The sequence below is a fragment of the Tenacibaculum sp. 190524A02b genome (assembly GCF_964036645.1).
Classification (GTDB): Bacteria; Bacteroidota; Bacteroidia; order Flavobacteriales; family Flavobacteriaceae; genus Polaribacter; species Polaribacter vairaonense.
In genome coordinates this window covers 2,093,103-2,118,725 of record NZ_OZ038525.1, presented here as the reverse complement: position 1 = coordinate 2,118,725, position 25,623 = coordinate 2,093,103, and the positions used below count along the sequence as shown (strand labels likewise).

Here is a 25,623-nt window from a genome sequence, read left to right as displayed (position 1 = left end):
AACTGTTTTGTTACGAGTTTTCTAGGTAGGTAATAAGACCATAAGTTTAATTTCGAAGTAAGCTTCTAGGTATTATATCCTTTGGAGATACCAACAAAGAAATATAATAATTTGTTAATCTCACTAAATGATTTTTAGTGAGATTTTTTTCTTTAATAAATACTATACGAAATCGATTGAAATAACTACTTTTGCAGCAAATTTTTTAAAATTTAGTTAACACACAACTATGTCAACAATAACAAATTACGAAAAAGAAGTAGTAAATCAAGCTCAATTAAGAAGAGCTACTGTTGAGTTTATCAATATTGTTAATGATTTATGGTATGACAAATCAATTGAATTAGTATTATTTAGAAATCCATTAGTAGATAAAAGAGCTAGTGAGGTTTTAAATTTAATAGACTATGCAAAAGAGTTTGTATCTAAACCAATTACTCTACAAGATGCTTTAGATATAGCAAAAGCTATTCAATCTATTGAGTTACCTGCATCAAAATTAGATATAGGTAAATTAGCTTATGAATACCATTTGTCTGATGAGGAAAACTTAGATAAAGTTGATTTTGTAAAGAACCAATTAAAAGATGCTACGCAGGCTAATGGAATTCAACCAAGAGATGTAGTTTTATATGGTTTTGGGCGTATTGGTCGTTTATTAGCACGTGAGTTAAGTAGTAAAATGGGAAAAGGGTCTCAATTGAGGTTAAGAGCCATTGTAACTCGTGGAAAAATAGATCAAACAGTACTAGAGAAAAGAGCTTCTTTGTTAAGTGTTGATTCTGTACATGGTGATTTTTTAGGAACAGTTCAGGTTGATGCAGATAATAATGCGTTAATCATTAATGGAACTACTGTTAAAATGATCTCTGCATCGCAACCAGAAGATATTGATTATACAGAGTATGGAATAAATGATGCTTTAGTAATTGATAATACAGGAGCTTTTAGAGATAAAGAAGCATTAAGCCGTCATTTAGTAAAAGGAGCAAGCAAAGTGTTATTAACTGCTCCAGGAAAAGGAGTACCTAATATTGTACATGGTGTAAATCACTTAGAGAATAATCCAGATAATGTAGATGTTTTCTCAGCAGCTTCTTGTACAACAAATGCAATTACACCTGTATTAAAAGTATTGGAAGATAATTTTGGTATTAAAAAGGGACATTTAGAAACAATTCATGCATATACTAATGACCAAAACTTAGTAGATAATATGCATAATAAATACCGTAGAGGTAGAGCAGCAGCTTTAAATATGGTAATTACTGAAACAGGAGCTGGAAAAGCAGTTTCTAAAGCGTTACCAGCATTGGAAGGTAAATTAACTTCAAGTGCTATACGTGTACCAGTACCAAATGGATCGTTAGCTATTTTAAATTTACAATTAAATAGTACTGTAACTGTAGAAGCAGTTAACGCTATAATGAAGCAATATGCTTTAGAAGGTGATTTAGTTGAACAAATTAAATATTCATTAAGTAATGAATTAGTTTCTTCAGATATAGTAGGAACAACTGCACCTTCAATTTTTGATAGTAAAGCTACCATTACTGATGGAAACACAATTGTTATCTATGTTTGGTATGATAATGAGTATGGATATTCTCACCAAGTAATGCGTTTAGCAAAGCACATAGCAAAAGTACGTCGTTACACTTACTATTAATAGAAACATTTTATAATATTGTAAAAAGGCTACCTTTTAAGGTAGTCTTTTTTATTTACACCATTTTAAACTATATAAAATCTAAAACTCGTTCCGTAGTGATGGTTGTTGGTTTTTTTGTTTTTAATAGGTTCATAATTAGTGTTTTGTTTTTGTTTTTGTAAGGAAATATGTAAATTGTATATCACTATATAATACAAAAACAATTATTTATTATGAAGAAAATTACCCCCGTTATCTTTTTTATGTTTATGGTTTCTTTAGGGTACGCGCAAGTGTTTCCTATTGATTTTTCAGAAACAGCAGATGAAAATTTTGATCCATTTAATGGAGCAGCTACAAGCTATGAAGCTGACCCCAATGATGCTAATAACAAAGTCTTGAAAATAGTTGGAGCGAATCATGCTTGGGATGGAGCAGGACTAGTGTTAAAACAGTTTATAGATTTATCAGATGATAATAACAACACCATCACTTTTAGAATAAACCCATTAGGAACAGGATCTGGAACTAGTGGTAATCATTTGTTAAAGTTTGAAGGTCCTAACGGAAATACAGAGCTAGCTTTTACAACTACAGGTACAGGTTGGCAAAATATTTCATTAGATTTTGGATCTGGTTTGTCTCATTATTCTAAGATTGTCATTTTTACAGATGCAGGAGATGCAAACACTGGTAATGATGACGCTTTTTTAGTTGACGATTTTGATGGAGGAGTGGTTATTGCAGCTACTTGTTCTGATGGATTACAAAATGGTGATGAAGAAGGGGTAGATTGTGGTGGTTCATGTGCTAATGCTTGTACAATATCAGAGCCAGCTACAGCGGCTCCAGTGCCAACAAGAGATGAAACAACTATGGAAGTACTTTCTATTTATAGTGATACTTATACGGATGTAGTGGGAACTAATTTTAACCCTGGATGGGGACAAGCAACTACTTTTTCTGAAGTGATGATAGAAAGTAATAACACTATAAAGTTAACAGGGTTGAACTACCAAGGAAATGCTTTAGGGAGTGCTATAGATGTTTCAGGAAAAACACATATGCATATTGATTTTTGGGCGAAAAGTTCTACAGATTTAGGGATATTTTTAATTAATTCTTCAGCAGTGGCAAATCCAGCTGCAGAAAAAGAGTATTTATTAATCCCTTCAGGAACGGTTGAAACATGGAATAGTGTTGATATTCCCCTGTCTAGCTTTAGTGATGTGGTTGACTTAACTAAAGTAGATCAACTCAAATATGATGGTAATGGTAATATTTGGATAGATAATATTTATTTTTATAAAGAACCAACAGCAGGGGTTGAAGAGAGAGAAATAGCGTCTTTTTCAGTTTACCCTAATCCGTCTTCTTCAAGTTGGAATATTAAAATGAAATATAGTATTATAAACGATGTTGTAGTGTATAATATTTTGGGTAAAAAAATGATGACATTATCTAATATAAATAAAGATAAAGTATCTATTCCAGTTACAGAATTAAATTCCGGAGTGTATTTTGCAAAAGTGAAAATGGATCACGAAGAAAAAACAATAAAGTTAATAAAGAAGTAATTGAGAATTAGAATAAACAAATGAAGTAAGCCGCTCTTATGAAGCGGCTTTTTTATAAAATAATCTTAGTTTTTAATAAAAGTTTGTTTAAATTGTGTTTGAGAACTATTCACTTTTAAAAAGTAATTACCTTTAGGTAGTTCGTTAACATTAATTTCACTTGTGAAAGTGCCTTTTGAAACTATAATACCATTTTTATTAGCTATTTCAAAGCTTTTAGTTTCTGAGTTTTTATCTTTTAATAAAAGCTTTTCAGTAACAGGGTTAGGAAAAACTTTCATATTATGATTAGGAGTAGTTTTACTAGATGAATTTTGAATAATAACAGTATAATCTTCCACTTCTCCAAAACCAGAAGCAGCAGTTCCACAAGAAGACCTAATAAAATCTGCACTCATTCTTACACGCATTCTAGTAGCTCCGTTTCTAACATTTTTAGGTACAGTAAAATTTCCACTAACTAATCGTTGTGGCGTAGCATTTTGAGTCCATATAAGTTCTCCTTGATCATCAAAATCACCATCTTGATTGTAGTCAATCCATACTTTAAAAGCCTCCCAATATTCAATAGGGGTAGTTAATACAGCTTTTATAGATATAGTATATGTTGTATTCTTCGTAAGTACAGTACTTAGATTAGTAAAATCACTATAACCTGTAGCGTTTGTAGTAGAAGAATTATTAATAGTTCCTAATTGTACACTTCCAATGTGCTCGTCAGTTGTTGTTCCTCCGTTTGCGCTACAGTAATTACTTGGTCCGTTTTGAGCCTTTGCTTGAAAACTAAAAACTATTATAGTTAATAAGCTCCATAGAATAAATGAGTTTGGTTTCATAATTAAATTTTAAGTTGATAAAGTTTGTGAGAATACTTACAAGTTCAAGTAAATTACTTGATTTAGTATAGTATTCTGTTTTATTAATGAAGATAAACCTATAAATAAATGACCTAAAGAAATATAAGAAATGTTATTTTATATGTAACAATTTTAACAGACTTAACACTTGTTGTTTTTAAGTTTTTTTATTAAATTTGGAATATTAACCCCCAAATTCCCCAAGAATAATGAAAAAAGCAATCTTATTAATTGCATTTTTGCTTAGTTTTTCAACGTTAGTATCTTCACAAGAAATCCAGAAAAAAACATGTTTAACCTCAGGTAAATGGCAGATAGAGTCATTAGCAATAGGTGAGCAAAAAGAAGATTTTTCTGATTGCCAAAATAGCTGGATGGTTTTTAACAATGACGGAAACTATCAATTAGTAATGCGTAAAAGTGAAAAAAAAGGTCAATGGAAGTTTAGTGAAGATAAAAAAGTAATTCATTTTGAAAATGAAGGAGAGATTGATAATTTCAAAATTATGCAGTTAACAGACAAAGAGTTATTATTTTCAACTATAGAAGACAATATTGTGTATACAATGAAGTTAATAAAGTAAATAAATCATCATTCTGTTTGATTTAAAAGGCCGAGGCAAATTGCTTTGGCTTTTTGTTTGGAAAAGGTTTAGTAGGTAGTAAAAGTTTGATTTTTTGACTTTTGGTTAAAAATCTTAAATACAAAATAACTCTTTCATTCTACCTAATGAATAGCGTGGGGAGAATCTACGAAAAGTTTTCCTTAAATTAGCGTCAAAATACTTCAATGAAATTAATAATCGCAAGTGTCTTTACACTATTATTTACGGTACAAATGAATGCACAAAACCTTCCTTATTACGAAATATCAGAATCAGCAAAAAACTATACTTCTGGAACAGTAGCAAGTAGACTAGTTGATGGTTTAGGATTTAGATATTATTGGGCAACAGAAGGTTTAACAGAAGAAAATTTAAAGTATAAACCAAGTGCTGAGGCAAGAAACATGTTTGATACATTAGATCATATCTTAGTTTTATCAATAATGACATTAAGTGCTTTGGAAGATAAAGAAATGCAATTTCCTGAAGAAGGAACATTGTCATTTAAAGAAATGCGAAAAATGACGCTAGAAAACATCAAAAAATCAAGTGAAATTTTAAAGAGGGCTGATGATTTATCTGGTTTTACAATGAAGATTAAAAGAAAAAATGGAAAAATAGAAGAATATCCTTTTTGGAATCAGTTAAATGGACCAATAGCAGATGCAATTTGGCATGTAGGACAAGTGGTTTCTTTTAGAAGGTCAGCAGGGAATCCATTGCCTAAAGGACCAAGTTTTTTAACAGGAACAGTAAGAAAGTAAAAATACCTTACATTTTACACGTATGACAATAAAAGAAAAGATAGAAAAGTTACGAGAAGAATTACGTCAACATAATCATAATTATTATGTGTTAGATAATGCAACCATCAGTGATTATGAATTTGATATTAAATTAAAAGAATTAGAAAAGTTAGAAGAAGCCAACCCTAATTTTTTCGATCCTAATTCACCAACTCAAAGAGTAGGAGGAGATATAACTAAGAATTTTGAAACCATAGTTCATAAAAATAGGATGTACTCTTTAGATAATTCATATTCTAAAGAAGACCTATTAGATTGGGAAAAAAGGGTTCAAAAGAATTTAGGAACTACAGATATAGAATATACCTGTGAGTTAAAGTATGATGGTGCTTCTATAAATCTAACTTTTGAAAATGGAAGTTTTGTAAGAGCAGTAACAAGAGGTGATGGTTTTCAGGGAGATGAGGTAACCACTAATATTAGAACTATTAAGTCAATACCGTTAGTGCCTAATGGCGATTTTGTAAGTGATTTTGAAATGAGGGGAGAAATCATTCTGCCCTTGGAAGGTTTTGATAAAATGAATGAGGAACGAGTAGCGAATGGAGAGGAAGCGTATAGAAACCCTAGAAATACAGCTAGTGGAAGTTTAAAGCTACAAGATAGTGCTGAGGTAGCTAAACGACCTTTAGATTGTTTATTATACCAAGTGGTAACTAATGAAAGAAAATACAAAACACATTATGAAAGTTTAGAAGCCGCCAGACAAGTAGGTTTTAAAGTTCCTGATACTATTGTGTTGGCAAAATCTATAGATGAGGTTTTAGACTTTGTAAATAAATGGGATATTAAGCGCCATGACTTACCTTATGAAACCGATGGAGTTGTAGTAAAGGTGAATAGTTTACAGCAGCAGGAAGAGTTAGGGTATACTTCAAAATCTCCACGTTGGGCTATTGCCTATAAATTTAAGGCAGAACAAGTTGCTACTGTTTTAAATGAAATTACCTATCAAGTTGGTCGTACAGGAGCAATAACACCAGTTGCTAATTTAGAACCTGTGCATTTAGCTGGAACAATCGTTAAAAGAGCTTCTTTACACAATGCTGACCAAATTGAAAAATTAGACATACGTGTTGGAGATACTGTTTTTGTTGAAAAAGGAGGCGAAATTATTCCTAAAATAATTAAAGTTGATGTAACTAAAAGACTAGAGAATTCAAAAGTTACAGTATATGCTACGCATTGTCCTGAGTGTAATACTGAATTAATACGTACAGATGGAGATGCAAAACACTATTGTCCTAATGAATTTGGATGCGCACCACAAATTACAGGAAGAATTCAACATTTTATTAGTCGTAAGGCAATGGATATTGATGGACTTGGTGGTGAAACTGTTGATTTGTTGCGTAAAGAAGGATTAATAAAAAATTATGCCGATTTATATGAGCTAAAAAAAGAGCAGATAATTCCCTTAGAAAGAATGGCAGAAAAATCGGCTCAAAATATGATTGATGGTATTGAAAAATCTAAAGAAATTCCATTTGAAAAAGTATTATATGCTTTAGGAATTAGATTTGTTGGAGAAACAGTAGCTAAAAAACTAGCAAAACATTTTAAATCTATAAACCATTTAATGAATGCCGATTTCGAAACATTAGTGGCAGTTGATGAAATAGGAGATAGGATAGCACAGAGTATTATTGATTTTTCTTCCAATGAACATACACAAACATTGGTAGAAAGATTAAAGTCTTATGGAGTACAATTAGAAGTATCAGCAGAAAGTTTAGAAGGGCAAACAGATAAGTTAGTGGGCAAGGTATTTGTAGTATCTGGAGTCTTTCATCAAATGAGTAGAAATGAATTGAAAAAAGCCATTGAGGATAATGGAGGAAAAGTTAGTTCTTCTATCTCTAAAAAAACAACTTATGTTGTAGCTGGAGACAATATGGGGCCAAGTAAACTAACCAAAGCTGAGAGTTTGGAAATACCTATTATATCTGAACAAGATTTTATTGATATGATTGGTTAATTAAATCACTTCAATATGAAACTAAAAGATAAAAGTAATAAAGATATTATTAATAGGTTTATTACTTTTTTTTGTTGGGATGCTTGTTAGAAGCTTTTCATTTAATATGGAGGAAATGAGAAAGGGCTTTTTAATAGGTAGGATAGGTTCTTATATTCAGATGATTGGAGTTTTAATGTGTTTCTAAAGATTTGAATAGTAAGTGAAACAATTTTTATTAATACCATTTATTATTTTTAGGAAGTTTTAACTTTGATATATAGTGTGTTAAATAAATAAAAAGATAATTTAAATGACAAAACAAACTAAAATAATTATAGCTACGCTATTATTTTTAATAGTTGCTATGGTAGATGTATATGCAGTAATCACACAAACAAAAATCATAGAAATGATTTTTAAGCCTTTATTGATGACTACTTTGGTAATTGTTTATTTATTATCTGTAAAAAAGCCAAACTTTTGGTTTGTGAGTGGTTTGTTTTTTTCGTTCTGGGGTGATGTTTTTCTTTTAGACAAAGAAAGCTTTTTTGTTTTTGGATTAGGAGCTTTTCTTTTTGCTCACATAATTTATATAAAAATAACTACTAGCTTTTTAGAGAAAGATTTGACTTCTAAGATGATTACTTCCGCAATTCCTTTTGTGTTGTTGTTTGTAGGTTTATTATACTTAATAATTGAAAATCTTGGAGAAATGTTAATTCCTGTACTTGTTTATGGAGTTACCATTGCAACATTTGGAACAGCGGCTTTATTGAACTTTCGTCAAGAAAAATCAATAGCTAATTCATGGTTGTTATTAGGTGCTATTTTATTTATAGCATCAGATAGTTTAATTGCCTTAAATAATTTCTATACACCTAAACATTTATTTGATATTGCTATTATTATCCTATATATCATATCACAATATTTCATATGCAAGGCCATGATTGCAAAAAGTGAATAAACATGGAAAAACCAAGAATTACTAGGTTAACTCAAATTCTAACCGAATTACAATCAAAAAGAATTATTACAGCTGGATACCTAGCAGAGAAATATGGAGTAAGTAAGCGTACCATATATAGAGATATTAGAACGCTTGAAAATTCAGGAGTTCCAATTGTGACAGAGGAAGGAAAAGGATATTCTCTAATAGAAGGATATCAGCTTCCTCCTGTAATGTTTTCAGAAGAAGAAGCCAATGCTTTAATTACAGCAGAACAGTTAATGATAAAAGATAAAGATGCATCGTTAGCTGAAAATTATAAAAAAGCGATCACTAAAATAAAAGCAGTACTCAGGTATTCTCAAAAAGATAAAGTAGATTTATTATCTAAAAGAGTTCTTTTTAGGGCTAATAAAGAAGAAGAAAGGACTAGTACATTTTTAATGCAAATACAATCAGCAATTACTGGTTTTAGAGTTCTTCAGATTGAGTATTTATCATTAGAAAATAACTTCACTAAACGTAGTATAGAACCTTTTGCTTTATACAGTACCAATCAAAATTGGGTATTGATAGCTTTTTGTAAACTTAGAAAAGAGTTTAGAGCTTTTAGGGTAGATTCTATTCAAAAAACTATAGAAACAGCAATTACCTTTGAATCACATCAAATGACACTAGAACAGTATTTTGAACTTTGTAAGGAGAAATATTTAAAAACCCTTGACAAAGGGCTGTCACAGTAGCTATTTAGTTTTGTATAAACTTTAAAAATGTATAAAATGAAAGTAGTACAAAAAGAAACATTTAATGTAGTAGGAATCTCTGTAAGAACTACCAATGAAAATGGTCAAGCAGCTAAAGATATTCCTAACTTATGGCAACAGTTTATGAATACTGATATGTATGGATTAGTTAAAAATAGAATTGATGATACCATATGCGCGGTTTATACAAATTATGAATCAGACCATACCAAACCTTATGATACTGTTTTAGGCTTTATTGTTCCAGATTTAAATACCATTCCGAATGGAATGGTTGGACTAACTATACCTAAATCTGACTATAATGAGTTTAAAGCAACGGGAGACTTAACCAATGATGTTGTAATAAATAAATGGGTAGAAATATGGAATATGGACTTGAATAGAACTTATAAAGCAGATTTTGAGTTGTATGGAGAGAAAGCAAAAAATCCTAAAAATGGTGAAGTAGCAATTTATATTTCAGTTAATTAAGAGTCAGGTTTTTTTAAAAAAAAATATTTTTTTAAATCTAATAAACCCTCAGTTTTAATTTTAAAAAAAAACTGAGGGTTTAACAATTAAACAAACAATTAATTACAAAATTTTATTGTAATAAGGAATCTCTTTTTTGTGTAAGTACATTAATATCATTCCAGAAACTAATGTAATAATAGCTAGTATAAATAAAGTACCACCATCATTATTATGTACAATACCAATTTTGGTAATATGACTCATAATGGCACCACCCATTAAACCAATTGTTAAAAATGCTCCTAACCATGTTTTACTTGGGATGAATAATAGTGCAGCAGCAATTAATTCTAAAATACCAGTTCCAATTCTTATGATGGCTTCGTTTGAACCGGCTACCTTAGTGAACAAATCAACACTTTCCTGAGCACCAGAAAACTTAAAAAACAAAGTTTGGAGCATTATAATAGCAGCTATTAACTTTAATACTATGGGGATGTATTTCTTCATGGGTTTCTAAATCTCTTGCTTGTTTAGACGAATAAAAAAAGCACCCTTACAGATATAAAGTAGTATTTTTGTGTTTTTTAAAATTCTAATTATTTTATAAAGAGGTTTTTATATGAGGAACAACGTGTTTTTTCTGGTGTTATTGATAATCTCAGCTTGTAATAAATCTAAAATAGGTTTAAAATTTGTTGATGAATATGTAGTTAAAGATTCTTTACTTTTTGAAGAATTTCTTATAGGAGGAATATCTGGGATAGATTATTTTAATAATGACTATTACATGGTGGTTGATGATGCAGAAAACCCAAGAATACTAGTTGGGAATATCAACTTCAAAGACGATAAAGTAACTAGTATTGAGTTTACTAAGTTAATTTCTCTTCAAGATTCTATAAATCAATTCTATAAAAACAATGTATTAGATTTAGAATCTGTTTTTTTAGAAGATGAAAACACAATAAGTTTGGTAAGTGAAGGCTCTATAAGAAAGGGTAAAAGTCCTTCTGTATTTGCAATAACAAAGGAAGGAAGGTTTAAAGAAGAAATTACTATTCCTAGTTATTTTAAAAATATTAAAGAAGGAAAGCCAAAACATAATGGAACTTTTGAAAGTTCAGCAAAAAGTATAGATGCTAAAGGTTTTTGGGTGGCTATGGAAGCTCCATTGGAGGTAGATGGAGAAGAACCTACTTTTCAAGAAACACAATCCCCCATAAGAATCACCTATTTTGAGAAAGCTACAAAAAAAGCTACTAAACAATATGCTTATCAATTAGAAAAAATAGACAAGCCATCTAAAGGAAAAGTAAACCTAAATGGAGTAACAGCTATTTTAGAGTACGATAAAAATACTTTTTTTGTAGTTGAAAGAATTTATCAAAGTGGATACGGAAGTTATGGTAATACGGTAAGAATTTTTAAAGCTACAGTTGAAAAGGAGTCTACCAATACGTTAGCAATAACGTCTCTTAAAAAAGAAAAATATATACCTTTAAAAAAAGAACTACTATTGGATTTTAGTAGTATAAAAAATAATTTGACAGATACTATTATTGATAACATTGAAGGGATTACCTTAGGCCCCAAATTAACAAATGGTAATCAAACATTGTTATTGGTTTCAGATGATAATTTTCAGAAATACGGGAAACAACTTAACCAGTTTATTGTGCTGGAAATTGATGAGAAATAAATTATTTTAGTCTAAGAAAACGATAAGATGATAGGAAAGCTAAAGCAGAACTCTATTCAGAAAGAATATAATAAGTTAATAGAAAAACAATCTTCTAAAACCCCAAACCAACAAAAAGTAAAAACGATTGCAATACTTTTGGATAATGAATCGCTAATAAATGTTATAGAAGCCAATTTAACTAACAAATTACCTTTTAAAAAAGAAAACATCACTTTTTTAGTTTATAAGGAACAAGTAAAAAAAGGAGAAGAAAATGATCGACTTTTTACTGAAGAAGCAATTGGTTTTAAAGGAAGTTTGAAATCAGACAATATAAAAAACTTTGTTAAAAAAGATTATGACTTGCTTATAAATTACACAAAGCAGTCAAATTTATATACGAATGTAATAACTTTGTACTCTCGTGCAAAATTTAAAACAGGTTTTGCCAATATTGACGATAGGTTGTTTGATTTGATAGTAGCTGATGATACTTATAATGAAGCAGTCTTAAATCAAGAGTTAAAAAAATACTTAACGATTTTAAAAAAGGTATAATGCAAAAGTTCGTAGGAATGGGAGTTGCTTTAGTAACTCCATTTAATGAAGATTTAAGTGTAGACTATAATGCGCTAAGAAAATTAGTTAATTATAATATTGACAATGGTACCAATTATTTAGTAATAAACGGAACTACTGGAGAGAGTGCTACAATAACTAAACAAGAGAAAGAGCAAATTATAAAAGTAGTAGCAGAAGAGAATAATAAACGTTTACCTTTAGTATTAGGAGTTGGAGGAAATAATACACAAACTGTTGTAGAAGAGCTTCAAACTATTGACTTGTCTGAAATAGACGGAATCTTATCGGTAGCTCCTTATTATAGTAAACCTACACAAGAAGGCTTTTACCAGCATTTCAAAGCAGTAGCTGAAGCAAGTCCCAAACCTGTAATAGTATATAATGTGCCTGGAAGAACAGCAAAAAATATGTCGCCAGAAACTACTTTACGTTTGGCAAGAGACTTTGAAAATATTGTTGGGGTAAAAGAAGCTGGAAATAATCAGCAACAGTATTATGCATTGTTGAGAGACAAACCTGAAGACTTTTTAATTATTTCTGGAGATGATGATTTAACACTAGGAGTTGTTTTAGCTGGTGGAGCAGGAGTAATTTCTGTTATAGGGCAAGGATTACCTAAAGAGTTTTCTACAATGATTCAATTAGGGTTAGAAGGAAAAAATAAAGAAGCTTATGAAATTCATTATAAATTAATGGATATTGTAGATTATATTTTTGAAGAAAATAATCCAGCAGGAATTAAATCAGTATTAAAAAAGCTGAATATTACATCAGATGTAGTAAGGTTACCTTTAGTTCCAGCATCAGAAGCATTACAAAACAAAATATCAAACTTTATAGATAGTTTATAAAAGGTGTAATACACTACTATACCTTTTTTTAATGACGAACTAACTAAATTGTAAAAATCCAGACCTCATAGATTTCAAAACCTATGAGGTCTGAGATCTTTAAGGTTCTATATGTCCTGTGTTTTGTACACGAAAAAGTTGCGAGAAAAAAAACGTGTACAAAGATCAGTTATTTAAAAAGAGTTTTTGTTTAGTATGTTTTTTGAAATCTTATCAAAAATAAAAGCCTTAAACTTCACAAAAAAAGCTCTAAACTTCACATTTTTAATATGTAGATATATTTTAATTTTAGATTTGCGGCAATTTTGTAAACAGTAATACAGCAAAATTATTGGGTTTTTAAGACGCCATAAAATCAACACTAACTAGAACCATTTGAGTCATTAACTTTAAATAATTTATGATGAAAACTACTTATGTATTTTTACCATGGTTACTGTTTGATATAAAGTTGCTAGCAGGCTTTGTAAAAATTTATAAAAGAAAAAACAAAATACAACTAGTAAATGATAAACGGTTGTTTACTACTTTATATAAATTTAATTACTCTCAAAGATTAAAATCTTTAAGACATTCCTAAAAAACACTTATAAACACTTAAAACTATTAGTTACTACTATGAGAAAAATTACTTTTTTCCTAACCATGTTAGTCACCTTATTTTTTATAAGTCATGCTTTTTCGCAGCGTACTAAAAAAACAATAACTAACACAGTGCCAAACTTTATAACTACGGCAATTACTTCCGTAAAAGAAGGAGAAATATATACATACACGATTGATGCTAGTGATGTTGATGGAGATGTTGTTAGCGTAACAGCACCTACGAAACCCAATTGGCTAAGTTTAGCAACAAAAAGTGGAGGAGAGGTAACTACGTTTGCAGGTATTTCGGGGACATTTGGTCATGTAGATGGTACTGGTACAGCAGCAACTTTTGGACAGCCAAGTTCAATAGTGTTTGATGCTTCAGGAAATTTATACATAGCAGAATATGGAAATCATACCATCAGAAAAATTACCCCAAATGGTGAAGTATCTACCTTTGCAGGCTTAGCTGATTTTACAGGAACTACAGACGGAAATGGAACGTCTGCTAGATTTAATCTGCCGATTGGTTTAACTATTGATGCTTCTGGTAATTTATATGTAACAGATCAAGGGAATCATTCCATTAGAAAAGTTACCCCAAGTGGAGAAGTAACAACAATAGCAGGTTCTGGAGGTATAGGAAGTGCAGACGGAAACGGAACATCCGCTAGTTTTAATTCGCCAGTTGGGATTACAGTTGACAATTCTGGTAATCTTTATGTATCGGATACAGGAAATCATGCCATTCGAAAAATTACCCCAAGCGGAGAAGTAACTACGATAGCGGGAACAAAAGGAACTTTAGGAACTGTAAATGCAAATGGAACGTCAGCTAGTTTTCATTTCCCATATGGAATTATTATAGATAGTTCAGAAAATTTATACGTGGCAGAAGGAGGTAATCATACCATTCGTAAAATTACACCGAATGGAGATGTAACCACTTTGGCAGGAACAATGGGCGTATCAGGAACTACAGACGGAAATGGAACAAATGCTACATTTAATACTCCTACAGGAATGGTTAAGGACAAAGTAGGGAATATTTATGTGACAGATTTACAAAATCATGCTATTAGAAAAATTACCCCGAATGGAGATGTAATTACCATAGCAGGAATCATTGGTACCTCTGGAATTGTAAATGGCAATGGAACATCTGCAAGTCTTTCTCAACCAATAGGAGTAGCTATAAATCCTTCAGGAAATCTTTTTATCACTGAATTTGATAAATATACAGTAAGAAAGTTAACATTGCCATCAGCAACATTAACAGGAGATAGTACTGGTAATGCAGGAGTGCATAATGTGGTATTAGAAGCTAATGATGGTAATGGAGGAATTACACAACAAAGTTTTACCATTACAGTAAAAGTAGCTCCATCAGTAACTACAAATACAGTAAGTTTAATTGGTGTAAATACAGCAACATTAAATGCAGAAGTAACAGCAAATGGAGGAGATGCCATAACAGAAAGAGGTTTTGTATATGCATTAACCTCGGAAGATGCTACTCCAACACTAGCAGAAGTAAATGGAACAACAATTATAAAACAAGTGGTTGTAGGGACTACTGGGGTTTTTACTAAAGAGTTAACGGGGTTAATTGCTAATAGTGAATACAGTGTGGTAGCCTATGCTACTAATAGTGCGGGTACTACCGAAGGTAGCGTACAAACATTTACAACAACCAATACAGCACCTACCATTACATCAACAGCAGCAGCTACTGTAAATGAAGGGAATACGTATAATTATGTAGTTACAACAAACGATGCAGATGGAGATGTGGTTACTGTAACGGCTATAACCAAACCAGATTGGTTGTCTTTAACCACTACTAGTAATGTAACTACTATTGCAGGAGCACCTGGAACAACTGGAGCTATTGATGGAAATGGAAACGATGCACTTTTTGACAGACCAATAGGTACAGCAGTAGATGCATCTGGTAATCTATACATTGCAGATACTAATAACCACCGTATTCGAAAAATAACGCCAAGTGGAGAAGTGTCAACTTTTGCAGGAAGTACCCAAGGATTCGCAGATGGAACTGGTACTGCGGCACAGTTTCGTTCGCCTAGAGGAATTGTGATAGATGCCTCAGGGAATTTATATATAGCGGACAATAATAATCACCGTATTCGAAAAATAACACCAGCAGGAGTAGTTACAACTCTTGCAGGAAGTACCCAAGGATATACAGATGGTACTGGTGTTGCAGCACAATTTTATTTTCCTTCTGGGTTGACTATAGATAAATCAGGAAATCTTTATGTAGCAGACCAACTTAATCATCGTATTAGAAAAGTAACACCAACTGGAGTAGTAAGTACATTTGCTGGAAGTACAGCCGGCTTTACAAACGGAAATGGTACATCAGCTCAATTTAATGAACCATTTTCAATAGATATAGATGCTTCAGGTTCTATGTATGTAGTAGATAGGTTAAACCATAGTATAAGAAAAATAACATCTTCAGGTGAGGTTAGTACTCTTGCAGGAAATGGAACAGGAGGTTTTGCAGATGGAAATGGAGCATCAGCCCAGTTTAACTCTCCATTTGATGTGGCATTAGATGTTTATGGTAATGTTTACGTAGCGGATTTTATTAATCATCGTATCAGGAAAATTACTACAACAGGAGAAGTGTCAACGGTTGCTGGTACAGGAACTGTCGGAAATACCAATGGAGCAGCTACAGAAGCAACATTTAATTTTCCAGCTGGGTTAGATGTAGATACCTATGGGAATATCTATGTAGCAGATTATTATGGACATGCCATTCGGAAAATTACAGCACCAATAATTACGTTAACAGGAGATACTAAAGGTAGTGAAGGAAATCATAATGTGGTTTTGGAAGCGAACGATGGTAATGGAGGCGTAGTGCAACAAACTTTTACAATTGAAGTAAAAGCAAAACCTACCGTAGTAACAGGTACAGTAAATATGATTGCTAAGAACGGAGCAACTTTACAAGGAACTGTTATTAATGATGGAGGAGCTACCATAACAGAAAGAGGTTTTGTATATGCATTAACCGCAAACGATGCAAGTCCTACCTTAGCAGAAGTAAACGGAACTACTGTAAAAAAAGTGTTAGTGTCAGGTACTACAGAGACATTTAATAGTGCGATAACTGGCTTAGAAAACAATAGAGCTTATAGTGTTATAGCATATGCTACCAATATGGTAGGAACTACTGAAGGTGAGGTAAAGACATTTAATACACTTCATATTAGTTTTGAAGCTGTAACTAAAACCTATGGAGAAGCAAACTTTGATCTTGCAGCAGGCTCAAATTCATCAGGTAGTATTAGTTATGCAATAGTTGAAGGAGGAACAGGTTCTGCGGAATTATCAGGAGTTAATAATGCTACCGTAAATATAGGAAATGCAGGTACGGTTACTATTAGAGCAACACAAGCCGCGGCAGGTAACTTTTCAACAGGAAGTCAAGATATGACCTTAACTATTGAAAAAGCAACTTTAACTATTACACCAAAGCAACAAACAAAAACTTATGGAAGTAATTACACATTAACAAATATGGTTAGCTATACTGGTTTTGTTAACGGTGATAATGCTGGTGATTTAGCTGCTACTCCAACAGTTATTTCTTTGAGTGATTTAGAAGGAAATACAACAGCAGGTGTAAATACATATACAGAGGTTTTATCAGTAGCAGCTTTTACAGATAGTAATTATGAGATTACCTTTGGTAAAGGTAATTTTGAAATTACTACTAAACAATTAAGTGTTGAAGACATTACAGGAGCTAATAAAGTATATGATGGAACAATAACAGCATCAGTAATTGGAACAGCTAATTTGGTAGGTGTCATAAATTCAGATAATGTAAGTTTAGCGGGTACGCCAGTACACAATTTTGTAAAAGCAACCATAGGAACAAATATTGAAATTACTACTACAGGATATAGTTTAACTGGAGCAGATGCCTATAATTATACAGTAAAACAACCAAACTTATCTGCAACTATTACAGCAAAAGAGTTAGAAATAGTAGGTCTGCAAGGAGTTAATAAGGTTTATGATGGAACAACAAACGCATTGGCAACAGGAACCGCAAGTTTATCAGGTGTAATTGATGGAGAAACGGTAAGTGTAATTGGTACGCCAGTATATACTTTTGCATCTAAAAATGTAGGATTAGGAATTGCAATAACTACTACAGGTTATAGTTTAACAGGAACAGATACTAGTAATTATATACTAACACAACCAAGTTTATCAGGGGCAATTACAGCTAAGTTAATTACAGTAACAGCTGATGCTAAAACAAAAGAAAAAGGAGCAGAAGACCCAGAATTAACCTATCAAATAACAACAGGAGAATTAGTAGGGGTAGATGATTTTTCTGGAAGTTTAGAAAGAGAAGAAGGAGAAGAAGTAGGCGACTATGTTATACGACAAGGAACTTTAGCAGTGTCTGATAATTATAGTATTACCTATAAAGAAGCATTATTTACTATAACAAAAGCATTGAGTATAAGAGAATTTTCAGTGAATACTGATATTACATTATACCCTAATCCAACAAGTGGTATTGTAAATATCAAATCTGAAAAAGGAATAGCGATAAACAAAGTTGTTTTATACAATGTACTAGGAAGAGCATTAAATACGTTTAATAAAGAAGTTTTAGATATTTCAACATTAAAAGCTGGGACTTATATACTGCGTATAGAAACTGAAAAAGGAGTTGGTGTAAAAAGAATAGTAAAAGATTAAATACTATGTTAAAAAAATAAAACGATAAAGTTTTTTTAATTAATAGCATGCCGTTCATTTTGAATGGCATGTTTTTTATATCAGAATCAGAAATGTTATAATACAAATAGACTTTATGTCTATTACTATAAATTTGTAAAGCACTCAAAGTATAATTTAAAAATAGTCCTATATTTATTTTAGGTATGAGACTATTATTATTTAAAATAGAAGTGAAAGCACACCGTTTTAAAGAAATCAATGTTTTGTACATGCTTTTTTCTTGGAAAAAAATGTGTGCAGGAGCTATGGGCTTATAAACTAAATTAATACAAACGTATAGGTAGTTAATAGAAAATATTATTAACCCTTTTTATGTAGTTAAACTCACAGGGATTATAAATGATTAAAGAAGCGTTTTTTGTGTAAGCTGTCTTTTTTTAGCATCTTTGTAGACTTAAATAAAACGGAACTATGTTATCAAAAAAAATAGAGGAAGCGTTAAATACACAAATAAGGATAGAAGCAGAATCATCACAAGTATACTTATCAATGGCGTGTTGGGCAGAAGTGCAAGGATTTGAAGGAGTAGCACAGTTTATGTATGCGCATTCTGATGAAGAACGTATGCATATGTTAAAGCTAGTAAAGTTTGTAAATGAAAGAGGAGGACATGCACAAATATCTGACTTGATAGCGCCACCTAATGAGTTTGGTTCTTTTAAAGATATGTTTCAAACGTTATTTGATCATGAGGTAATGGTATCAAAATCAATAAATGATTTAGTGCATATAACATTAGAAGAAAGAGATTATGCCACGCATAACTTTTTACAGTGGTATGTGTCTGAACAAATAGAAGAAGAGGCATTAGCAAGAACAATTCTAGATAAAATTAATCTAATTGGTGACGATAAAGGAGGATTGTATTTATTTGATAATGATGTAAAGCAATTGGTAGGACAAATGCCAGATGCACCACAGTAAGATTAACAAACATTTAGGAGTCTTTTGTAATTTTAATAAGAAATTATATGGTTTATTGCAGTACGATTTCCACAGTAAAAAAATCGTTTTAATAATCCATAATTAATCCTTAATTTTGCCAGATGCGAAAAAATAAAAATTTAGCGTTTATACTATTGCTTTTCTTGGTGCTAACTTCCTGTAGTGAGTATCAAAAAGTGTTGAATAAAGGAACTGTAGAAGAACAATATAAAATGGCTGTAAAAATGTACGAATCTCAAAAGTACAGTAAGGCCTTACGTTTATTTGAGAAAATTACACCTTCTTATAGAGGAAAACCTCAAATGGAGCGTATTCAATTTATGGTTTCGCAATCAAACTTTAATGAAAAGAATTATAGTTTAGCTGGATACTATTTTAATAGGTTTACGCAAAATTACCCAAAGAGCTCAAAGAAAGAAGAGGCAGCATTTTTATCAGCATTAAGTTACTACAAAGCTGCACCAGCTTTTAGCTTAGATCCAACGGACACAAATAAAGCCTTAGAATCATTTCAGAAATTTATAGATGCTTATCCTGAATCAGATAAGTTGGCAGAAGCGAACAAGTACTATTCAGAGTTAAGATATAAATTAGAGAAAAAGGCTTTTGAAATAGCTAAAACATATTATAGAACTGCGGATTACGATTCAAGAAACTATAAAGCGGCAATAGTTGCGTTTGACAACTTACTATCTGATTACTTAGGTACTACTTTTAAGGAAGAAGCATTATTTTATAGGTTAAAGGCAGCACATGATTTTGCTATTAAAAGTACTGAAAGAAGAAAAGCAGAAAGAATTAAGGAGGCTGTAAAAGCCTATGATAAATTAAAAAGAAACTTTCCTGAGTCTAAATTCATGAAAGATTCTGATAAAATGTTAACAGCATTACAAAGAGAGCAAGAACAATTAGTTAAAAGTTAAAAGATGGATTATAAAGAAACGAATGCGCCAGTAAGTACAGTAACTTATGATAAAGAAGCTATCGAAGCTCCAACAGAGAATATTTATGAAGCAATTTCAGTTATCGCAAAGAGAGCGGTTCAAATTAATTCTGATTTAAAAAAGGAGTTGGTAGATAAGTTAGACGAGTTTGCTACTTACAATGATAGCTTAGAAGAAGTTTTTGAAAACAAAGAGCAAATAGAAGTTTCTAAGTTTTATGAGCGTTTACCAAAACCACATGCAATAGCAGTAGAAGAATGGTTAGACGGTAAAGTTTATTTCAGAACACCAGACGCATAAAAGAGTATGTCTTTATTAAGCGGTAAGAAAGTATTATTAGGCATTACAGCCGGTATTGCCGCGTACAAAACGGCAAGTTTAGTCCGTTTATTTATAAAATCAGGCGCAGAAGTCAAAGTAATTATGACTCCTGCGTCTAAAGATTTTATAACACCTCTAACACTATCTACCTTATCTAAAAATCCTGTACATTCTACTTTTTATAATCAGGAAGATGAGAATGAATTGTGGAATAATCACGTAGAATTAGGACTTTGGGCTGACATTATGTTGATTGCCCCAGCTACAGCAAATACTTTATCAAAAATGACAAATGGAACTTGCGATAATTTATTATTAGCAACCTATTTGTCTGCAAAATGTCCTGTGTATTTTGCACCTGCTATGGATTTAGATATGTATAAACATCCTTCAACTAAGAAGAGTTTAGAAGAACTTCAACGTTTTGGAAATGTAATGATTCCAGCTACTTCTGGTGAGTTAGCTAGTGGATTAGTAGGTGAAGGAAGGATGGCTGAACCAAAAGATATTGTATCTTTTATAGAAAAAGATATATTATCAAAATTACCATTAAAAGGTAAAAAGCTTTTGATAACGGCAGGACCAACTTATGAGGCTATTGATCCTGTTCGATTTATAGGGAATCATTCCTCAGGAAAAATGGGGTTTGAAATAGCTAAAACAGCAGCAAATTTAGGGGCTGAGGTTTTTTTAGTATCTGGACCTTCTCACCAAAAAGTCAATCACTCATCCATTAGCAGAATAAATGTTACTTCAGCAGAAGATATGTATCAAGCATGTCATAAGTTTTTTGAGGATATGGATGTAGCTATTTTATCTGCTGCCGTGGCGGATTATAGACCTAAAAATATTGCAAATCAGAAAATAAAAAAGAAGGAAGCTTCGTTAACTATAGAGTTGGAGCCAACAAAAGATATATTAAAGTCTTTAGGAGAAATAAAAAAGCATCAATTGTTAGTCGGTTTTGCATTAGAAACAAATAATGAGTTAGAAAATGCAAAAGGAAAAATACAGCGAAAAAACTTAGATTTAATAGTATTGAATTCATTAAGAGATAAAGGAGCTGGTTTTGCAACAGATACAAATAAAATTACTATTATTGATGCAGATTTAAACCAAAAAGGATTTGAATTAAAATCTAAAAAGGAGGTTTCAAAAGATATAATTAACGAAATAATACAAAAATTAAATGCGTAAGTTTTTACTTTTAATTGCCCTAGTTTTTACATCTACAATTTTACCAGCACAGGAATTAAATGCTTTGGTAACCATAAATTCAGATAAAATTCAGAGTTCAAATAAACAAGTATATGAAACGCTAGAAAAAGCGTTAACTGAATTTTTGAATCAAAAACAATGGACAGAGAAAACGTATAAAGCGCAAGAAAGAATTAATTGTGCGTTTAATATTATTATTAATGAGCAAAATGGCAATAATTTTGCTGCGAGTTTACAAATACAATCTACTAGGCCTGTTTATAATTCTTCTTATGCAACACCAGTATTGAATATAAACGATACCAACTTTAATTTTAAGTATAACGAGTTTGATCCGTTAATTTACAATCCAAATGCCTATGATTCTAATTTAGTTTCTATGATAGCTTTTTATGCTTATGTTATTATTGGAGTTGATGCAGATACTTTTGCTAAAAAAGGAGGAGAAAAATATTTGAAACAAGCAGAAAACGCAATGTTACAAGCACAATCTAATGGTGAAAGCGGTTGGCAAAACCAAATAGGAAAGCAAAATAGATTTGCATTAGTAGATAGTATGCTTTCTCAAAAGTTTGCAACACTTCGAAACATTATATATAGCTACCATCGTGATGGTTTTGATAATTTTGTAGACAAAAAGGAAGAAGCCAAAGAAACAATATCTAATAATGTGGCTCAGTTAGATAGGTTACATAATATTACTGTTGGAAATTATATGATTCGTGTGTTTCTTGATGCGAAAGCAGATGAAATAGTAAATGTTTTTTCTGATGGAATACCAGCTAAAAATCAACAAAAAATGCTTAATGTGCTTAAAAAAATAGCACCAACTTATGAAGATAAGTGGAAACAAATTAAATAAAAACAAGGTTTAATTTATAAAGCAAAATTCTTACTTTTATCCTTTTGAATCTTTAGAATTTGCTTACACACTTATCTATACATAATTACGCTTTAATCAATCAATTATCTATTGATTTTACGAAAGGCCTTTCTATAATAACAGGAGAAACTGGTGCGGGGAAATCTATTTTACTTGGCGCTTTAGGCTTAGTAATGGGAAATAGAGCTGATTTATCTTCATTAAAAAACGCAGAAAAAAAATGTGTGATAGAAGCACAGTTCTCTATTCATAATTACGAACTACAAAAACTTTTTGAAGAAATAGATGTAGATTATGAAGAAGATACTATTATAAGAAGAGAAATATTACCTTCAGGTAAATCAAGAGCTTTTGTAAATGATACACCTGTAAAATTATCATCGTTAGTTGCTTTAAAGTCAAGATTAATAGACATTCACTCTCAACATCAAACATTAGCGCTTTCAGATGTAGCTTTTCAATTTTCAATAGTAGATGCATTGGCAAAGAACCAATCAAAAATAGCTTCTTATAAAAGGGGACTAAAAAAATACAATGCGTTAAAAAAAGAGCTAAAAGAGCTAGAAGAACAAGCGCAGCAATCAACAGAACAGTATGAGTATAATTTGCATCTTTTTAATGAATTTGAAGAAGCAGATTTACAATTAGGAGAACAAGAAACTATTGAAGAAAAATTAGAAAAGCTTAATAATATTGAAGAGATTAAACTAAATCTTTCTGAAGGACTTCAAATAGCAGTTAATGAGGAGTTAGGTGTACAGTCTCAATTATATTCTTTAGAAAATAGATTGAGTAAAATAAGTAGTTATGCTAAAGAATATGAAGAAATAGCTTCAAGAGTTAATAGTATAAAGATAGAGTTGGATGATATTGTTTCTGAATTAGAATCAGCAAATGAACAAGTTGAATTTAATCCTAACGAAATAGAGCAATTAAATGATCGATTACAATTCATTTACAACTTGCAAAAAAAGCATGGAGTAAGTACTATTAAAGAATTGCAAGAAATTCATGAAAATTTAGCCGAGAAAGTAGCACAGGTTGAAGGAGCAAGTGGAACAATAACTCAAAAGAAAAATCAAATAAAAGATGTAGCAGTAAAATTGGATGAAGTTGCCGCTATGATTACTAAAACAAGAGAAAAAGCAATTCCTAAGTTATTAAAAGAATTAAAGTATTTGTTATCTGAATTGGGAATGCCCAATGCACAATTCCAAATAGAGGTAACGCCAAGTGAACAATATGCATCTAATGGAAAAGATGTACTTACCTTTTTATTTTCAGCAAATAAAGGAGGTAATTTTGGTGAGCTCAAGAAAGTAGCTTCAGGAGGAGAGTTGTCAAGAATAATGTTGTCTATTAAAAAGATTTTATCGGAAAATATGCAATTACCAACGATTATTTTTGATGAAATTGATACGGGAGTATCAGGTGAGGTTTCTAACAAAATAGCTAAAATAATGGATGATATGGGGAACAATATGCAAGTAATGACCATAACCCATTTACCACAAATAGCGTCAAAAGGTAAGCAACATTATAAAGTATATAAAGGAGAAGAGAATGGTGTAACAACTTCTAACTTGAAAAAACTTAATGATAATGAAAGAGTAGCCGAAATTGCTGAAATGTTAAGTGGGAAAGATTTTTCAGAAAGTGCATTAACACATGCAAAAGAATTGTTGAACTTTAATTAAAAGATAATTTGATAATCTTACGAAAGATACAATTAGAAGATATAAAAGAATATAGGTTTTGGAAGAATCCAACACATAAATATCATACATTAAATGGTCCGTATTTTCAAAAATTAACAGAAAAAGAAGTAGAAAAAGAAATAGATAAAATAGAAGAAGCTTTACAAAATAATATAGCAGCTCTTTCTCATAAAAGAATTATTTCTAATAAAGAAAATGAATTAATAGGAGAAGTTAGTTGGTATTGGAAATCAGAAGAAACAAATTGGTTAGAAATAGGAATAGTTGTTTTTAATGACAAATTCTGGGGAAAGGGAATTGGTTATGAAGCTTTAAAAAAGTGGATTCCTATTGTTTTTGAAGAGAAACCAGAAATTGTTAGGCTTGGATTAACAACCTGGTCAGGAAATCATGGAATGATGAAATTAGCAGAAAAATTAGGAATGAAAAGAGAAGCAACTTACAGAAAAGCAAGAATAGTAAACGGTGTGTATTATGACTCTGTTAGCTATGGAATATTAAAAGAAGAATGGGAAAATCAATACTTATAAATTTGATTTTAATAGAACTGGAGTAACTGATAAACGAATTGAGATAAAGGTTTATATTTGCCTTTACAAATAACTAAAGAAAAAAGACTATAGCACTATGTATAATTTATTAAAAGGTAAAAAAGGAATTATTTTTGGAGCTTTAAATGAGCACTCTATAGCATGGAAAGTTGCAGAAAGGGCTCACGAAGAAGGTGCAGAATTTGTACTAACTAATGCTCCTATAGCGATGCGTATGGGGGAATTAAACAAGTTAGCAGAAAAAACTGGCTCAGAAATTATCCCAGCAGATGCTACTTCTCTAGAAGACTTAACAAATTTAGTGGAGAAGTCTATGGAAATATTGGGAGGTAAACTTGATTTTGTATTACACTCTATAGGAATGTCTGTAAACGTACGTAAAGGCCGTCATTATACAGATTCTAAATATGATTTTACTATGAAAGGTTTTGATGTTTCGGCATTATCTTTTCATAAAACAATGAATGTATTGTATAATAAGAAAGCAATGAACGAATGGGGAAGTATTGTTGCATTAACTTATATGGCTGCACAAAGAGTATTTCCAGATTATAATGATATGGCTGACAACAAAGCGTATCTAGAGTCTATTGCTCGTAGTTTTGGGTATTTCTTCGGACGCGATCATAAAGTACGTGTTAATACGGTTTCTCAATCACCTACACCAACTACAGCGGGTAGTGGTGTAAAAGGGTTTGATGGTTTTATATCATATGCAGAGAAAATGTCTCCATTAGGAAACGCTACTGCTTTAGAATGTGCAGATTATACCATATCTTTATTCTCAGATTTGACCAAAAAAGTAACTTTGCAAAACTTATTTCATGATGGAGGTTTCTCTAATGTAGGAGTAAGTGATGCAGTAATGGATAAATTTATTGAAGAATAAATTAGTTCAATTATAAAATAG

The 25,623-nt window shown here is 31.3% G+C and carries 22 protein-coding genes; 20 read left to right on the top strand and 2 right to left on the bottom strand.

Annotated elements, in window-relative coordinates:
- Positions 1-229: 229 nt before the first annotated feature.
- Both ABNT65_RS08400 and ABNT65_RS08395 read left to right on the top strand, forming a co-directional pair.
- Positions 230-1,669, top strand: coding sequence for a glyceraldehyde-3-phosphate dehydrogenase (locus tag ABNT65_RS08400; RefSeq protein ID WP_348704631.1), 1,440 nt, complete (start codon positions 230-232; stop codon positions 1,667-1,669).
- Between the two features lie 215 nt (positions 1,670-1,884).
- Entirely contained in the window at positions 1,885-3,228 is a 1,344-nt protein-coding gene (locus ABNT65_RS08395) for a T9SS type A sorting domain-containing protein (protein ID WP_348704632.1), read from the top strand.
- Positions 3,229-3,293: 65 nt separating this feature from the next.
- Here ABNT65_RS08395 and ABNT65_RS08390 read toward each other — a convergent pair whose 3' ends face one another.
- The gene (locus ABNT65_RS08390) at positions 3,294-4,064 is read right to left on the bottom strand and encodes a GEVED domain-containing protein (protein WP_348747653.1); all 771 of its coding nucleotides are present in this window, start codon (positions 4,062-4,064) and stop codon (positions 3,294-3,296) included.
- Between the two features lie 230 nt (positions 4,065-4,294).
- Between ABNT65_RS08390 and ABNT65_RS08385 the strand changes: the two genes are divergently transcribed.
- The 6 genes from ABNT65_RS08385 to ABNT65_RS08360 all read left to right on the top strand — a co-directional run bounded on the left by ABNT65_RS08385 (position 4,295) and on the right by ABNT65_RS08360 (position 9,643).
- Entirely contained in the window at positions 4,295-4,669 is a 375-nt protein-coding gene (locus ABNT65_RS08385) for a lipocalin family protein (protein WP_348704634.1), read from the top strand.
- Between the two features lie 206 nt (positions 4,670-4,875).
- Positions 4,876-5,454 (top strand): hypothetical protein, encoded by a 579-nt coding sequence (locus ABNT65_RS08380; RefSeq protein WP_348704635.1) that lies wholly within the window; start codon positions 4,876-4,878, stop codon positions 5,452-5,454.
- A gap of 22 nt (positions 5,455-5,476) precedes the next feature.
- Positions 5,477-7,474 carry an NAD-dependent DNA ligase LigA gene (gene ligA / locus ABNT65_RS08375; protein WP_348704636.1) on the top strand — a complete coding sequence of 666 codons (1,998 nt, stop codon included), beginning with the start codon at positions 5,477-5,479 and terminating at the stop codon, positions 7,472-7,474.
- Positions 7,475-7,766: 292 nt separating this feature from the next.
- Positions 7,767-8,423, top strand: coding sequence for a lysoplasmalogenase (locus ABNT65_RS08370; RefSeq protein ID WP_348704637.1), 657 nt, complete (start codon positions 7,767-7,769; stop codon positions 8,421-8,423).
- Positions 8,420-9,148: a YafY family protein gene (locus ABNT65_RS08365; protein ID WP_348747823.1), complete on the top strand. Its 729-nt coding sequence runs from the start codon at positions 8,420-8,422 to the stop codon at positions 9,146-9,148. Before ABNT65_RS08370 ends, ABNT65_RS08365 begins: the two co-directional genes overlap by 4 nt.
- Before the next feature lie 36 nt (positions 9,149-9,184).
- Entirely contained in the window at positions 9,185-9,643 is a 459-nt protein-coding gene (locus ABNT65_RS08360) for a GyrI-like domain-containing protein (protein ID WP_348704638.1), read from the top strand.
- A 102-nt stretch (positions 9,644-9,745) separates the two neighbouring features.
- Here the strand turns inward: ABNT65_RS08360 and ABNT65_RS08355 are convergent, their stop codons facing one another.
- The gene (locus ABNT65_RS08355; RefSeq protein WP_348704639.1) at positions 9,746-10,135 is read right to left on the bottom strand and encodes a DoxX family protein; all 390 of its coding nucleotides are present in this window, start codon (positions 10,133-10,135) and stop codon (positions 9,746-9,748) included.
- 112 nt (positions 10,136-10,247) lie between these two features.
- Between ABNT65_RS08355 and ABNT65_RS08350 the strand changes: the two genes are divergently transcribed.
- The 12 genes from ABNT65_RS08350 to ABNT65_RS08295 all read left to right on the top strand — a co-directional run bounded on the left by ABNT65_RS08350 (position 10,248) and on the right by ABNT65_RS08295 (position 25,602).
- A complete protein-coding gene (locus ABNT65_RS08350; RefSeq protein WP_348747652.1) occupies positions 10,248-11,327 on the top strand; it encodes an esterase-like activity of phytase family protein in 1,080 nt (359 codons plus the stop codon).
- Between the two features lie 27 nt (positions 11,328-11,354).
- Complete coding sequence (locus ABNT65_RS08345) at positions 11,355-11,867, top strand: DUF6913 domain-containing protein (RefSeq protein ID WP_348738992.1); 513 nt, start codon at positions 11,355-11,357, stop codon at positions 11,865-11,867.
- Positions 11,867-12,742 (top strand): 4-hydroxy-tetrahydrodipicolinate synthase, encoded by an 876-nt coding sequence (gene dapA, locus ABNT65_RS08340; protein ID WP_348747651.1) that lies wholly within the window; start codon positions 11,867-11,869, stop codon positions 12,740-12,742. Before ABNT65_RS08345 ends, dapA begins: the two co-directional genes overlap by 1 nt.
- 618 nt (positions 12,743-13,360) lie before the next feature.
- A complete protein-coding gene (locus ABNT65_RS08335) occupies positions 13,361-18,091 on the top strand; it encodes a YDG domain-containing protein (protein ID WP_348747650.1) in 4,731 nt (1,576 codons plus the stop codon).
- Positions 18,092-18,544: 453 nt separating this feature from the next.
- Positions 18,545-19,057, top strand: a complete 513-nt coding sequence (locus ABNT65_RS08330) for a ferritin (protein WP_348704644.1) — start codon at positions 18,545-18,547, stop codon at positions 19,055-19,057.
- A gap of 122 nt (positions 19,058-19,179) precedes the next feature.
- Complete coding sequence (locus ABNT65_RS08325; RefSeq protein WP_348704645.1) at positions 19,180-20,001, top strand: outer membrane protein assembly factor BamD; 822 nt, start codon at positions 19,180-19,182, stop codon at positions 19,999-20,001.
- A 3-nt stretch (positions 20,002-20,004) separates the two neighbouring features.
- Positions 20,005-20,322 carry a DNA-directed RNA polymerase subunit omega gene (locus ABNT65_RS08320; RefSeq protein ID WP_348704646.1) on the top strand — a complete coding sequence of 106 codons (318 nt, stop codon included), beginning with the start codon at positions 20,005-20,007 and terminating at the stop codon, positions 20,320-20,322.
- Between the two features lie 6 nt (positions 20,323-20,328).
- The gene (coaBC, locus tag ABNT65_RS08315) at positions 20,329-21,540 is read left to right on the top strand and encodes a bifunctional phosphopantothenoylcysteine decarboxylase/phosphopantothenate--cysteine ligase CoaBC (RefSeq protein WP_348704647.1); all 1,212 of its coding nucleotides are present in this window, start codon (positions 20,329-20,331) and stop codon (positions 21,538-21,540) included.
- Positions 21,533-22,423 carry a DUF4835 family protein gene (locus ABNT65_RS08310; protein ID WP_348704648.1) on the top strand — a complete coding sequence of 297 codons (891 nt, stop codon included), beginning with the start codon at positions 21,533-21,535 and terminating at the stop codon, positions 22,421-22,423. Before coaBC ends, ABNT65_RS08310 begins: the two co-directional genes overlap by 8 nt.
- 59 nt (positions 22,424-22,482) lie before the next feature.
- A complete protein-coding gene (gene recN, locus ABNT65_RS08305) occupies positions 22,483-24,141 on the top strand; it encodes a DNA repair protein RecN (protein ID WP_348738984.1) in 1,659 nt (552 codons plus the stop codon).
- 8 nt (positions 24,142-24,149) lie between these two features.
- Positions 24,150-24,692 (top strand): GNAT family protein, encoded by a 543-nt coding sequence (locus tag ABNT65_RS08300; RefSeq protein ID WP_348738982.1) that lies wholly within the window; start codon positions 24,150-24,152, stop codon positions 24,690-24,692.
- A 97-nt stretch (positions 24,693-24,789) separates the two neighbouring features.
- Entirely contained in the window at positions 24,790-25,602 is an 813-nt protein-coding gene (locus ABNT65_RS08295; RefSeq protein ID WP_348704651.1) for an enoyl-ACP reductase, read from the top strand.
- The last annotated feature ends 21 nt before the right edge of the window (positions 25,603-25,623 follow it).